Below are 13,876 nucleotides of genomic sequence, written 5' to 3'. Positions count from 1 at the left end.
ACGCTACTATGGCTATAAAAATATTAAGTGTAGACGATGAACTGGACCTGGAAATATTGTTAACCCAATATTTTCGTCGCAAGATAAAGAAAGGCGAATATGAATTTTCATTTGCCCACAACGGACTGGAAGCACTCCAGATGTTGCTTGCCAAACCAGACTTCGATGTGATCCTGAGCGATATCAATATGCCTGAAATGGACGGTCTGACCTTGCTCACCAAAATCAACGAGATGCGCAACCCGGCACTCAAATGTATTATGGTATCGGCCTACGGCGATATGGAAAATATCCGAAGCGCCATGAACCAGGGAGCATTCGACTTCACAACGAAACCGATCAACCTGGAAGATCTGGAACGGACCATCGAAAAGGCTGCCGAACAGATCGCCTTTATCAAACAGGCCCAGCAAGAACATACGCAACTGGAATCCATTCAGAATGATTTGCATGTGGCTCAGGAAATACAACAAACGATCCTGCCGAAGACGTTTCCTCCGTTCCCGGATTTGAAATCATTCGACTTGTATGCTTACATGAGTGCCGCAAAATATGTGGGAGGCGACTTCTATGATTTTTTCCGTATCGGAGAAGACCGGCTGGGGTTTGTCATAGCCGACGTATCGGGCAAAGGGGTACCGGCTGCCATCTTTATGGCAATCAGCCGCACGGTGATACGTGCCATTGCACTTACCGAAAACTCCGCCGCTTTGTGTATGCAACGTTCCAATAGTATTCTCTGCCAGGAAAGTGTGAACGACATGTTCGTCACCGTATTCTACGGTATTCTGAATATCCGAACGGGCATCGTTACTTATTGCAACGCCGGACATAATCCACCGATTCTGATGAAGAAGGATGGTTCCGTTTCAAAAGTCCCGACTACCAATGACATGATACTGGGAGCCATGAGCGATGCCACTTATCACGAGAAAGAGTTGAAACTCACTCCCGGCGATAATCTGTTCCTTTACACCGACGGAGTAACGGAAGCGATGAACAAGAAACACGAACTATACAGCGAACGCCGGTTACTCGATAATTGCCGGGAACTGGCAGGAAAGAAACCGAAAGAGGTAGTAGATAAAATTACTGAAACAGTTGGCGAATTTGTCGTAGATGCCGTACAATCGGATGATATAACATTACTATCGATCGCTTACAAAGGATAAAAACAAAAAAGGCTGTCTTCCGACAGCCTTTTTCTATACATTATATTATATATAACTTATTTCAGCAATGAATCGCGGATACCTGTGATCTCTGCATTAGCAGCTCTTGCATCCTGAATAGTTGCAACCTTTTCTTTCAACGGTGAAATAGCCGCACCCAGTTGTTTCAGGTCGGGATAATAATTAGCCAGGTCGGCAACCACTTCTTCCAACATGCTAACACGTTTTTCCATATTAGCAGAAAGACCGGCAGATGTAGCATCGCCTTTTACTACCAATGTAGGATTAGCGATCAGACAAGCATATTCGGCAGAAGCAGCACCTAACATTTCAACTTCAACGTCGATTTTGTTTTCTGCAGCCATCTTTTCGATGATTTTATCTTCCTGAGATTGAAGGAATGCCTGTACCTGTTCTTTTGTTGCATCTTTCGGAGCCTGTTCTTTCAGGATATCCAGAACGAAAGAGATATTCAGGTCGGTAGCCAGTTTAGCAATTACAGCTTCTACTTCAGCGGCAGGCTGTCCCATTGCTTTCAGCACGTTATAGTCAGCCATATACATTCCCAATGCACGGGCTTTCTGTGCCGGTGTGCTTAATTCGGCAGCTTTAGCTGTCGGCAACATATATTTTACATCACCTACATTTACTTTTACTTCACCACTTGTCAGACGATAAGGGATTTCAGAATCCGGCATGTCTTTCAGTAATTTGATCGTTTCTTGTTTCAACTCCTCGGTTAACAGGTCTTTAGGTGCCTGACCTGCTATAACGGCAGCTTCCTCAGTTTCTTTGGCTTGTTCGTTTGATTTTTTGGCTCCGTTGCAGGAAGTCATTCCAAACACTAATGCTGCTACGGCGAGCATGCTTAATACACTCTTTTTCATATTGTATAATTTAATAATTTATATTTCAAACTTCATCCTTCGTCCTGTTTAAAGAAACGCCCGGGAAACTCTGCGAATATAGCGATAATCGCTAATAATGCAAAGAAACCTATAACCAATAAATTAAATTTATAGGTAGAAAAATAAAATCCGCCCCAGTTTTTCTCATGACTATAGAAGGCCGCACGCCCCCAACGGTTATCCGGTTCCACATAAACAGTACCGACAAGCGGGTAAATACGATTGTTCGTTTCTTTATATAAATGACGGCTGCCGGTTCCCATCACCAGATCCTCTATAGCCATATTATGATGGGCTTTTTTCTGTTCGGTCAACCATTCCGCACCTTTTTCATTGCTCTGTTCACGTTGTACCTGATCCAGATAAGCCGTAAAATTATGGGCACGTTGATGTAATGCGGCTGCAACCTTACCCAGATAAGAGAGATAGTTCTCCCCTTCTGTACGCGGTTCGATGCGGGCTGCACGGGCTAATACGGCCAGTTCATTTTCAACCGTTTTCCGTTTTCCCGGATCGTCAGCGGTTGCGATCTGTTCTGCCAATGTCCGGACTTCCGGCAAATGTACATTCTCATAATATTGCGCCAGATACTTTTCTTTTTCGATCGGGAAATAGGTCCGGTTGTAGGCATTATCACAAAACTGCTCGACCATCAGCGCCTCGAAAGCCCAGCGCGAAGGGATTATCTCACCGATCAGCGGGACAATGTTCTCATCGGAAGCACGGGTATTCAGATCGTCGAACTTGATTACCAACCCGCAAAGTAATATCTGAGGAATCAGCAAAAGCGGAATCGTAATATAGATGGCAACCACCGAACTCATCGTTTGAGACAAGATGAGACCAGTAAGGTTCGCCAGGAAAGAAGTAGCCCACAGGACACTCCACCAGATAAAGAACATCTCTCCGCCTACTCCAATGATGGCATTTCCCACAGCTATGAACAAGAAGGATTGAAGACCGGAAATAAACAACAGATAAATCATCTTGGAAGTCAGATAGCTGCTGCGGCTCAACCGGAGAAAATGTTCCCGTTTCAGGATCGTCCGGTCCTTTATAATCTCTTCGGCACTGATACTTAGCCCCATGAAGGTCACCACGATCACAGCCATAAAGATATAGGAGACAAAATTCTTATTCGTAAGCAATGTATATTCGCCTCCGTCCACATAACGTGTCAGAAGTGCCACGATCAACGCCAGCAAAGGAGCCTCCAGCAAGGTAATGGCCAGATATTGCTTATTCGCCAACTTCGTCCGGACATTTCTTTCCAGGAAAATCATGAATTGTTTGAACCAGGAAGGCTTCTTCTGCAGATTTTCCGGCAGCTCTTCCTCACTCACCGGCGAAAAAGACGGACGTGAACGTAGATATTCTTCATGCCATTCCTCCGGTGTAAACTTACGGATATCAGTTTGGTTACCCGAATCGTCGATCTTCTTGGAATCGATGATATTCAGGATCAACTCAGGGTTCACATTTCCGCAGGCACTACATACGCTGATATCCGGATCGGTATATTTTGCCGCCTGTTTAAAATAGGTAATAGCCTCTATCGGATTCCCATCATAAATAGGATAACCGCCTTTATCCAACAGCCATAAACGATCGAACAGTTTATATATTTCAGATGAAGGCTGATGGATATTCACCACCACAAGCTTACCCCGATGCGTCTGTTCCTTCAAAAGTATGATTACTTTCTCCGAATCCGATGATGAAAGTCCGGAAGTTGGCTCATCCAGATAAAGGATAGCCGGTTCGCGGATCAATTCGAGCGCGATATTAAGACGTTTCCGTTGTCCCCCACTGATCGTTTTACGGATAGGGGATCCGACTTCCAGGTCTTTTATTTCTTCCAGACCTAATTCTTTCAATACGGTATCTACCCGTTCCCCTATTTCCTGGTCGGAAAGGCAGGCGAAGCAAAGTCGGGCAGTATATAAAAGATTCTGATAGACCGTCAGTTCCTCGATCAGTAAATCATCCTGAGGAACAAAACCGATCAGCCGGCGTGCCTCGGGTGATTCGAGCGGATGCCCGTTCACGGTAATAGTACCCTGATCAGGACGAATATTTCCATTCATAATACCCAGCAAGGTAGACTTACCTACCCCGCTTCCCCCCATAATGGCAACCAACTGTCCGGATTCCAGATTGAAAGAAAAATTATGCAGTCCGTTACGACTGTTCTTAAACGTAAAATCAATATCCCGCCCAGCCAAACGAACGATCTCCTTTTTTTCATTCTTATTGAAAACGGTAAGTAAATCGCTATAATAAACAGGAAGGAACAACGGCCCCTTCAACACGCTGCTATGCTGCCAGGCATAAAACATATCCGGCGAAAGAGGAATATCGTTCATAAAGACCTGCCCGCACCCATGATAAGTAAATATCTGCTTATCAAAACGGCGTATAAAGAATACACGGATAATCCCCTCCATACCTTTCCGCCAGATGTGGTTGCCGTCGGTCTCGTCTTCACCACTGATCGTCAATAAAGAGGCGGAAGGTCTGCCTGTGATAAAAGCCAGCGAATCATCAAATTCATCCTGGGGAATAGCAAATATATCTGCGACCAAACGGAAAAGAGCCATATGCTCATCCGCTTCTTTACTGTTCGTATAAGCAAATTCTACAAAACGGATCAGCAAAAGCAATTGTTCCTCAGCTCGTAACTTTACTTTCATTTGCTCACAGATATTACGTACGATCTGCTCCTTGTCTAGTGCAAAAAGCGAATCGTCATACATATCGCGTAAAGCATTATACAGTTCGATATATTCTTTATGGGACCGTACTCCGAAATGGCTTGACAAATAAGAATGAACGGCGCGGCTGGCCTGTTCCCTTTCAATGCGTACGGAAGAGGCAAAAATGGCAAATAGATTCAGTAGTCCGTTCAGTATGGTCTCATTCATTGCTTGTCTGTTATTTATCTGTATAATAATCAATCAGATTACAAATATAACAAGAATCGACAGGTTAGGCGAAATATCCAAACAAAACATTCCGATTAAATAATAAAAATAAAGGAATACGGCTCATTGAGAATAATTTTTTGCAACTTTACAAAGTATCAGGTAATAAAGTTCAATTCATCAATAAAAAAGAAATACTATGAAAACAACAAAGCTCCTCTTAGTAATTCCATTCATTTTAATGGGATGTCAGATAATCAATGCCCAATCGAAGGCAGGCAACTTACCGGTATTTGATTTTTCAAAGAACTATCCTCAAAAAAAGATGCGTCTTCAAGAGATGGCTGATATTGAATATGTGCCGCTCGAGACGACTGATGATATTTTATTGAGTGATGGGGCTGTACTCTCCGCTGTCACCGACAAATATATCCTTGTACATGAAACCCGGCATGGTGACATCTTTGTTTTCGATCGTAATACGGGAAAACTTTATTCTCACTTTAACCATAAAGGGCAGAGTGGCCAGGAATACACATGGATCAATGTAGGAACAATCTTTGATGAAAAGAAAGAGGAAATCTATGTGTGTTCCCAGTACATTCAGGTTTATTCCCTGAAGGGTGACTACAAACGAACATTAAAAATAAACACATTCGATAATGAGATGAGTATATTTGATTTTGATGATGAATCGCTGCTCATTTACGAAGGCGTAATCATTGAACCTGGTCGTGAGAAAAAGACAAAAACATCACCTTACCGCCTGGTATCCAAGAAAGACGGCAGTCTGATTTCCGTATTGGATATTCATTTTACAGAAAGATATTCAAACAAGATTCCGCAAAAATTAGAGAACAATATGTGGAGAGCTTTTGGTATTTATTATCCTCAAAACATACATTATGGCCCGGATCTGATGATTGCAGATATATCGTCCGACACACTCTACCAATTATCACCAAGCAAAGGACTAATACCTTTATTAACCCGCACTCCATCGACTCATGCTGCCGAGCCCCGGAATATATGGATTCCTCTTGTTACAACTGATAAATACATGTTGATCGGTACACTTCTTTTAGATTTTAATAATTTGAAAGGCGGACCGATCCCCACGTTCATGTATGAATTAAAAACCGGTGAAATAAAGAAAGTTCCAATTTTGGATGCAGAATATGACACAAGAGCGTGGAGTCAGGGAAGATGGTCGCCGGAAGGGTCACCCGCCATTGCCAGGAATATGGTAGCCGAACTGATTCAGGCATCAGCTGTAATAGATGCTTATCATGGAAAAAGATTGGCTGGGAATGGAGATAAGATTGCGAAAAAACTTGTCGAAGACGACAATCCGGTAGTCAGGATCATCAAATTCAAGCTATAAACATATTGCTTCTATAAGGCTATTGTTCTTTTTCAGGAGAAACCTGACAATAAAAAAACAGCGACTTTAGAGCCGCTGTTTTTATTTTACTTGAAAAGAGAGCCGAAAGCCGGACTCGAACCGGCGACCTATTCATTACGAATGAATTGCTCTACCAACTGAGCTATTTCGGCAACAAACTATATTGTTATTGTTACTTGTTTTTCAATCCGGGCACAAAGGTAAAAAGTCTATTCGACATCTGAAAGAAGTTTGGCTAAAAAATCATCTAAATCTGCATCTAAATCTTTCAACAGCGGATCGTCTGCCCGTAAAAGCTCGTCGTCAATGAATAGAAGTTCCTCTATTACAACGAAATCCTCATCCGTCAGGCTGACAGAGAAAGGTTTCATTATATGAGGACTATCAAAAACTTTTTTCGCAACTAAAAGAGTCAGCACAGATTTTACAGTGTTGGCTACCTGCTTATTGAACTGTTCTTCTTCACAGGGACAACCTACCCAATCAAAAACAATTACTTTATCCAATAATCGTTCTTCTTCGTCATAGATTTGCAATTCCCCGCTTTCAGGATCAGCCTGGACATATAAATCGCTGTAATAGCCGGTAGAATCTTCAGCAGTCAATTTGTTGATGGCAGAAGTGAATGTTGTCTCCAGGACAGACTGAATCTTTGCATTATTTGCACTCATAACTCTTTTTTTATTCTTTTTTCGAATCGTCTGTCAAAAGTAATAATAATTCGGAGAATATATGATATTATTCTCCAAATTGCATGTTAAGTTTTTTATCTGAACGGACCCGGTTACGTAACACCTCTATATAAAGCTGCAAAAGTTTCGCATTCTTACCGTCTTCACCTTCTCCTTTTTTAAATAACTCGCCTGATTTATTCGCCCATTCATAGGCTTCCTCCAATTCGGTCTTCATCTCACACCCCAGAGCGATATTGGATGCAGCTTTCGCTTTCGACTTCCAACTACCTGAATTCTCATATAAATGTTTCCAGTGCTCAACGGCCTTATCCCACTTCTCGGACTGTGCATAAGCCGAAGCTTCCTTCCATCGTGACCCCATACCGGTATAGAACCAACGTGTCTCGCTATTCCAGTGAGGAACAAAGTTCGGACTGGTTTTCATTCCTATATATTCCGCGGAAGCACGTAACGCGTTTTCCGATGAAGGTAGGAACCTGTCAAGAATAATCTGGTTGGGAGCCTCCTCATTAAAAAAGACACTATCGGCAACATAAACCGTAGCCAACGGATTCGGCCTGCCGGGAAGATAGCCACGCACAACCCCGGAGATTTTCACCTGAATTTCTCCTCCGACATAACCTTCCGGATAAGCTACAATATTTTTCTTTGATTCGAACAACATACGATCGACGGAAACCACCGCATCCGTTCCGGTTTCCTCACACAACGCCTTTACCTGATCCGGCGTCAGTTTCTTGTCTTCATAATAGACATCATCCGTACGGACAGCATCATGATAGAGAAGCACATCCTTAAAAAAGGAGATATCAGCCATTGCTTTTCCTAACCCATTACAGGCATAAAACAAGGCACTATCGGCTTTTACCCTGCAAGTATCCACCTTTTCGCCAAACAACATGAACTCACACCCGACATCGTCCGGTTGAGGGATAGCATTGTTCACTACCAGGATCTTACCGACATTACCGGGAAATGTTATCTCGGCCGGGTTGTAAGTCTCGATCCCCACATAGTTCACAGAACTACAGGAGGCTAATAAGCAAACGCTCAATAAACAATATGCAACTCTCATCACTTTTTACTATTAGAGGAGGCGCAATGACTTGCGCCCCTAATTATACAATATCACTCACCGCCTTGAAATAGCCGATCGATTCAGCTATACCCAGGAAAGGATCTTTCATATCCTTTTCATATTCAAGACTACACATTCCGGTATAGTTGACTTCACGCATCATTTTCATTAATGCCGGGAAGTCTATTTTTCCACGTCCGATCTCTATGCCGACACCTGCTTTCGAAGAATCCGTCACATCTTTAATATGCATATCAAACACACGGGTATGATATTTTTTCAAGTCTGTCACCGGATTGCAACCATTACGCAGATCGTGGCCAATATCCAGACACATTCCGATACGCGGATCCAGATCTTTCGTATGCTCCCAAACATCTGTCGCATCCGGATAAGTTTTAATATCGGGCCCATGCAGATGGATCGCATAATTGAAGTCGTATTCCTTTACTTTCTTGTCCACATAAGGGAGCAATTCATAATTGGGAACGCCCACAATAAGCTTTACACCCACGCGTTTCGCATACTCGAAACCACGATCGATCTCCGCTTCGCTCTTCATATATATAGGTCCAACAGCATAGCCGGTTACTTTATGAGCAGCACATTTATCATGAAATGCCTTGATCTGTTCATCGGTACTATCCAGCGGCAAGTGGAAATCCTTGATACAAAGATAATGAATATCGAGTCTCTGCAATGTTTTCAGAGTAGTATCCAAATCAAAATTAACAAATGTATAACCAGCCATCCCCAGATGCCAGGGATTGATCGACTTCGCCGCTTTAGGAATGATCCGGTCCGGCAAACCAGCTTTTACTACTCCTGCCGATCCTAACAATAAGGCACCGGCAAGCCCTTGTCTAAAAAATTTTCTTCTAGAATTCTCCATGGTATAATAATGTATATAAAATATGTTACGTTTTTTTCAGGGGTAACGTCACAATAAAGGTTGATCCTATACCAAACTGCGAAGATACACTGATCGTTCCTCCCATCTGAGAAATAAGTCCTTTACAAATTGCTAACCCCAGTCCTACCCCTTTGCTCCAGTCATTCAATTGAACGAAGCGGCTGAATATCTTCTCCAGTTTGTCTTCAGGAATACCTTCACCCGAATCTTCCACAGAAAAGACCACATCCGTTGCCGTCACTTCATAACCAAGCCGGATAAAACCTTTTTCCGTATGCTTTATTGCATTGGTCAGCAAGTTAGTAAGAATTTGCGTAAGACGGTTACGATCGGTATAAAAAAGTTGCTGGGGACAGTTATTTAGTTGCAACTCCACTCCTTCCGGCATGCGCATAAGAATGACATTATAAATCTCTTTCATCAGGACAGAAAGCTCATATTCTGCATAATGAAGCGTCATAGTATTCGATTCGATCTTTGAAAGATCCAGTACGTCAGTGATCAGACGCTGAAGCAGCTCATTGTTATTTTGAATAATATTAGCATATTCCTGCCGGGTCTCGACATCTTCCTCATCGATCAGAATCTGGGAAAAACCGACGATAGCATTCAGCGGTGTCCGTATCTCATGGTTCATATTAGCCAGGAAAGCTGATTTCAGATGATCGGCTTCTTCAGCCTTTTCCTTGGCCAGCTTCAGTTGCAACCCATAGCGATGGCGGCTATAAGAAATATACCCCAACAAACAACATAAAAGAAACAGAAAACCAAGTCCGCCCCCCATTTTCAACATCTGGGAATGAGCTTCTGTTACCTCCAGGTCCATTTGCTTATTCTGAAGCTCCAGTTTATCCACTTCATGTTGCGTTTTCATCTCTGCCAATTCCTTATAATAACGTACTTTGGACAGAGAATCATTCAAAACAGCATATTCCTGATAAACCTGGACAGCCTGCTTGTACCGTCCGCTTTCATCCAAAATCTCCGCTTTGTTCTTCATTACCTCCAGATAGGCAGACATAGAATTCCGCGTTTTCCATAAATATAACAGGGAATCATACAAAGCGATTGCCTTATCGTATTGTTTACTCTGATGATAATAAGAAGCATAAATTGTTTGCAACTCTGATTGATAATTAAACATTTCATATTTATTCAACAGTTTCTGCGCCTGCTGAATATGCTGCATCGCTTCTTTCAATTTACCCATCAATATATATTCTACCGCATAATGTCTGTGAACAACATATTCCAAAAAGTAGACCGGATTTTCCTCATCTATTTTCTCTATTTTACGGGTATGACAAATCTTTACATATTCCTCCAAACGATGAATATATTTCATTTTCACATTCAGGTCCCTGGGTTTATTCATTAACTGACGGATAATATTGATACGCTTGATCAAAGGGGCATTACGCATTTCCATACTCCGTAATATCTCCTCATACAGAGCAACACCTTCATCACACAAATTATTTGATAAATAAAAATCAGCCAAAGCCTGGTTAACCATATCGATACCATCCAGATATCCCAACTCTTCAGCTTGTTCTTTTATCTGATTGATACTTTGCAAAACTTCATCATTCTTTTTGGCACGGGTTAAGACATACACATACCAGGCTTTCATCCGGAAATATTCTTCATAGCGCTTTTGATCCAGAAATAAAGGTAATGCCTGCTGCATCCAATAATACATGCTGTCAGGATTCTTTGCATAATAATACCTCACATAACTAAAATAAGCATTTGCTATCTGGGTTTGATTTTTCTGATGCTGGGCCTCTTCCAATAGTTGAGTAGTATATTGATACACCTGAGGTTTCCCATTATTCGCCTGCACAATTAAAAACAGTGAATCCAGAGACAACGTTTTTTCGATACTTTCAGCACCGTATATTGCTTGTGGGATACAATAAACCCACAAAAGGCAAAAGATGATTAACAACTTTCCTTTCAAAACCCTCATTTCTGCATATCCTCCATATATCAAAGGTCGAAAGTTAGTAAAAATTAGACAAATAATATCTTATGCCCCAATAAATAAAAGAAAAACACCCATATTTGCCGTTTATCTGACAAATACGGGTGCATCCTGTATATAAAATAAAGAGAAATCCCTTATTTTTTCAATGCTGCAATACTCTCTTCGATCGACTTGATTTTACTTTCGGCATCTGCCTGTTTCTTACGTTCCATATCGATCACTTTCGCCGGAGCTTTGCTTACAAAACTTTCATTGCTCAGTTTCTTTAATACGGAATTAAGGAAGCCTTGCTGATACTTCAGTTCTTCTTCCAGCTTAGCCAGTTCTTCTTCTACATTGATCATGTTGCCCAGAGGAACAGCATATTCCGTGGTGCGAACCAGGAAGGAAACGGCTCCGGCTGCTTTATCGTCTGTCTTAGTAATTTCAGACAAGTTACACATCTTGGCAATCACCGGGTTAAAAGCGTCGTTGTGACCGCCCAACACCTGTAAAGCCAACTCTTCCTTATTCGGAATATTCTTCTGCAAACGGATCGTACGGACACCACTGACGATCTCTTTCACGATCTCGAATGATTCCAGATAGGCTTCATCTACCGGTGCAACTTCAGGCATTAATGCTACCATCAGACTTTCACCTTCCTTACGTGGTTCAAGAGCCTGCCATAATTCTTCTGTGATAAACGGCATGAACGGGTGAAGTAAACGAAGCAAAGCGTCGAAGAAACCGAGTGTTGCCTGATAAGTTTCCTTATCGATCGGCAGCTGATAACCAGGCTTGATCATTTCCAGATACCAGGAAGAGAATTCATCCCAGAACAATTTATAGATAACCATCATCGCTTCGCTCAGACGGTACTTGCTGAACAAATCGTCTACCTCGGCAATTGTTTTATCCAACTGCATCTTAAACCATTTAACGGCAGTTGCCGATGCTTCAGGTTGGGCAATCGTATCATCGACCGTCCAACCTTTGATCAGACGGAACGCATTCCATATTTTATTGTTGAAGTTACGTCCCTGTTCGCATAATGCCTCATCGAAAGGAATATCATTTCCGGCAGGTGCAGCCATCATCAATCCCATACGGACACCATCGGCACCATACTGTTCGATCAGCAATAACGGGTCGGGAGAGTTTCCTAATGATTTCGACATCTTACGTCCCAGTTTATCACGAACGATACCGGTAAAGTAAACATTCTTGAACGGCATGTCGCCTCTGTATTCGTAACCTGCCATAATCATGCGGGCCACCCAGAAGAAGATGATATCCGGTCCTGTTACCAGGTCGCTGGTCGGATAGTAATAGTTGATCTCTTCATTGTCCGGGTTATTGATACCGTCGAACAGAGAGATCGGCCACAACCAGGAAGAGAACCAGGTATCCAGGCAATCGTCGTCCTGACGAAGATCGCCCATTGTCAGTGCCGGATTCTTTTGTTTCGCCAGTTCCAATGCCTTTTCAGGTGTTTCGGCTACCACATAACCACCTTCCGGCAGGTAATAAGCCGGGATACGATGTCCCCACCACAACTGACGGCTGATACACCAGTCCTTGATGTTCTCCATCCAGTGGCGGTATGTATTCTTGAACTTAGGCGGATAGAATTTCAGGTCGTCATTCATAACCGGTGTCAAAGCGATCTGTGCCAAATGTTCCATTTTCAAGAACCACTGCATAGACAGCTTCGGTTCGATAGGCACATTGGTACGTTCCGAATAACCTACCTTATTTTCGTATGCTTCCACCTTTTCCAACAGTCCGGCCGCTTCCAGGTCTTTTTCGATCTGTGTACGAACGTCGAAGCGATCCATACCGATATACAGCCCGGCAGCTTCGCTCAGTGTTCCGTTATCGTTGAAGATATCGATGGAAGGCAAGTTATATTTCTCGCCCAGCATATAGTCATTTACATCATGCGCCGGAGTTACTTTCAGGCAACCTGTACCGAATTCGATATCTACATAATCGTCCTCAATAACCGGGATCACACGGTTTACCAGCGGAACGATCACCTTCTTACCTTTCAAATGCTGATTTTTCGGGTCGTTCGGATTGATACACATAGCGGTATCGCCCATGATCGTTTCCGGACGGGTAGTTGCGACAACGGCATAACCGTCTTCTCCTTCGATTTTATAACGGAGGTAAAACAGTTTGCTATGTTCTTCCTTGTAGATTACTTCTTCATCGGAAAGAGCGGTCAAGGCCTGCGGGTCCCAGTTCACCATACGTACACCGCGATATATCAAGCCCTTATCGAACAGGTCGACAAAAACCTTCAATACGCTTTCCGAACGTTTTTCGTCCATCGTAAAAGCCGTACGGTCCCAATCACAGGATGCACCCAGTTTACGTAACTGTTTTAGGATGATACCTCCGTGTTCTTCTTTCCATTCCCAGGCATGTTTCAGGAACTCATCACGGGTCAGGTCCGTTTTCTTGATTCCCTGCTGTGCCAGTCTGTTCACCACCTTTGCCTCGGTGGCGATAGAAGCATGGTCAGTACCCGGTACCCAGCAAGCATTCTTTCCCAACATACGGGCACGGCGGATCAGAATATCCTGAATGGTATTGTTAAGCATGTGTCCCATATGAAGTACGCCGGTGACGTTAGGGGGCGGAATGACGATTGTGTACGGTTCGCGACCGTCCGGTTTCGACTTGAAAAAGCCGTTATCCAACCAATACTGATACCACTTTCCCTCTACTTCTGCGGGATTGTACTTACTTGCAATTTCCATATTGTTTTATTCTAATTATATCCTTATTTAACATGGGCCAG

At 42.8% G+C, this 13,876-nt stretch carries 9 protein-coding genes and 1 tRNA gene; 2 read left to right on the top strand and 8 right to left on the bottom strand.

Annotated features, from left to right (window positions below):
• The first annotated feature begins 8 nt into the window (after nucleotides 1-8).
• On the top strand, nucleotides 9-1,172 hold the full coding sequence (locus DWW23_RS11340) for a PP2C family protein-serine/threonine phosphatase (RefSeq protein WP_122353384.1): 1,164 nt from the start codon (nucleotides 9-11) through the stop codon (nucleotides 1,170-1,172).
• 56 nt (nucleotides 1,173-1,228) lie between these two features.
• On the opposite strand, the gene DWW23_RS11335 is transcribed toward DWW23_RS11340, so the two are convergent.
• Nucleotides 1,229-2,059, bottom strand: a complete 831-nt coding sequence (locus DWW23_RS11335; protein WP_122353383.1) for a hypothetical protein — start codon at nucleotides 2,057-2,059, stop codon at nucleotides 1,229-1,231.
• A 32-nt stretch (nucleotides 2,060-2,091) separates the two neighbouring features.
• Nucleotides 2,092-5,004 (bottom strand): ATP-binding cassette domain-containing protein, encoded by a 2,913-nt coding sequence (locus DWW23_RS11330; protein WP_122353382.1) that lies wholly within the window; start codon nucleotides 5,002-5,004, stop codon nucleotides 2,092-2,094.
• Between the two features lie 199 nt (nucleotides 5,005-5,203).
• Here DWW23_RS11330 and DWW23_RS11325 point away from each other — a divergent pair, with 199 nt between their 5' ends.
• A complete protein-coding gene (locus DWW23_RS11325; RefSeq protein ID WP_122353381.1) occupies nucleotides 5,204-6,388 on the top strand; it encodes a 6-bladed beta-propeller in 1,185 nt (394 codons plus the stop codon).
• A 100-nt stretch (nucleotides 6,389-6,488) separates the two neighbouring features.
• On the opposite strand, the gene DWW23_RS11320 is transcribed toward DWW23_RS11325, so the two are convergent.
• The 6 genes from DWW23_RS11320 to DWW23_RS11295 all read right to left on the bottom strand — a co-directional run bounded on the left by DWW23_RS11320 (nucleotide 6,489) and on the right by DWW23_RS11295 (nucleotide 13,835).
• Nucleotides 6,489-6,561 (bottom strand) — tRNA-Thr (locus DWW23_RS11320).
• 57 nt (nucleotides 6,562-6,618) lie between these two features.
• The gene (locus tag DWW23_RS11315; protein ID WP_122353380.1) at nucleotides 6,619-7,080 is read right to left on the bottom strand and encodes a hypothetical protein; all 462 of its coding nucleotides are present in this window, start codon (nucleotides 7,078-7,080) and stop codon (nucleotides 6,619-6,621) included.
• A 67-nt stretch (nucleotides 7,081-7,147) separates the two neighbouring features.
• Entirely contained in the window at nucleotides 7,148-8,179 is a 1,032-nt protein-coding gene (locus DWW23_RS11310; protein ID WP_122353379.1) for a DUF6340 family protein, read from the bottom strand.
• Between the two features lie 43 nt (nucleotides 8,180-8,222).
• Complete coding sequence (locus DWW23_RS11305; protein WP_122353378.1) at nucleotides 8,223-9,074, bottom strand: sugar phosphate isomerase/epimerase; 852 nt, start codon at nucleotides 9,072-9,074, stop codon at nucleotides 8,223-8,225.
• A gap of 25 nt (nucleotides 9,075-9,099) precedes the next feature.
• Nucleotides 9,100-10,968: a HAMP domain-containing sensor histidine kinase gene (locus DWW23_RS11300; RefSeq protein ID WP_233564316.1), complete on the bottom strand. Its 1,869-nt coding sequence runs from the start codon at nucleotides 10,966-10,968 to the stop codon at nucleotides 9,100-9,102.
• A 251-nt stretch (nucleotides 10,969-11,219) separates the two neighbouring features.
• Nucleotides 11,220-13,835: a valine--tRNA ligase gene (locus tag DWW23_RS11295; protein WP_122353376.1), complete on the bottom strand. Its 2,616-nt coding sequence runs from the start codon at nucleotides 13,833-13,835 to the stop codon at nucleotides 11,220-11,222.
• Between the last annotated feature and the right edge of the window lie 41 nt (nucleotides 13,836-13,876).

The sequence above is a fragment of the Parabacteroides sp. AF14-59 genome (assembly GCF_003479515.1).
Lineage (GTDB): Bacteria > Bacteroidota > Bacteroidia > Bacteroidales > Tannerellaceae > Parabacteroides > Parabacteroides faecis.
The sequence above is the reverse complement of the archived record's forward strand: the minus strand, read 5'-3'. Positions and strand labels throughout refer to the sequence as shown.

Coding starts and splice junctions, on each gene's coding strand:
- DWW23_RS11315 (WP_122353380.1), bottom strand. CDS start 7,080: ATGAGTGCAAATAATGCAAAGATTCAGTCTGTCCTGGAGACAACATTC.
- DWW23_RS11325 (WP_122353381.1), top strand. CDS start 5,204: ATGAAAACAACAAAGCTCCTCTTAGTAATTCCATTCATTTTAATGGGA.
- DWW23_RS11305 (WP_122353378.1), bottom strand. CDS start 9,074: ATGGAGAATTCTAGAAGAAAATTTTTTAGACAAGGGCTTGCCGGTGCC.
- DWW23_RS11335 (WP_122353383.1), bottom strand. CDS start 2,059: ATGAAAAAGAGTGTATTAAGCATGCTCGCCGTAGCAGCATTAGTGTTT.
- DWW23_RS11295 (WP_122353376.1), bottom strand. CDS start 13,835: ATGGAAATTGCAAGTAAGTACAATCCCGCAGAAGTAGAGGGAAAGTGG.
- DWW23_RS11340 (WP_122353384.1), top strand. CDS start 9: ATGGCTATAAAAATATTAAGTGTAGACGATGAACTGGACCTGGAAATA.
- DWW23_RS11310 (WP_122353379.1), bottom strand. CDS start 8,179: ATGAGAGTTGCATATTGTTTATTGAGCGTTTGCTTATTAGCCTCCTGT.
- DWW23_RS11330 (WP_122353382.1), bottom strand. CDS start 5,004: ATGAATGAGACCATACTGAACGGACTACTGAATCTATTTGCCATTTTT.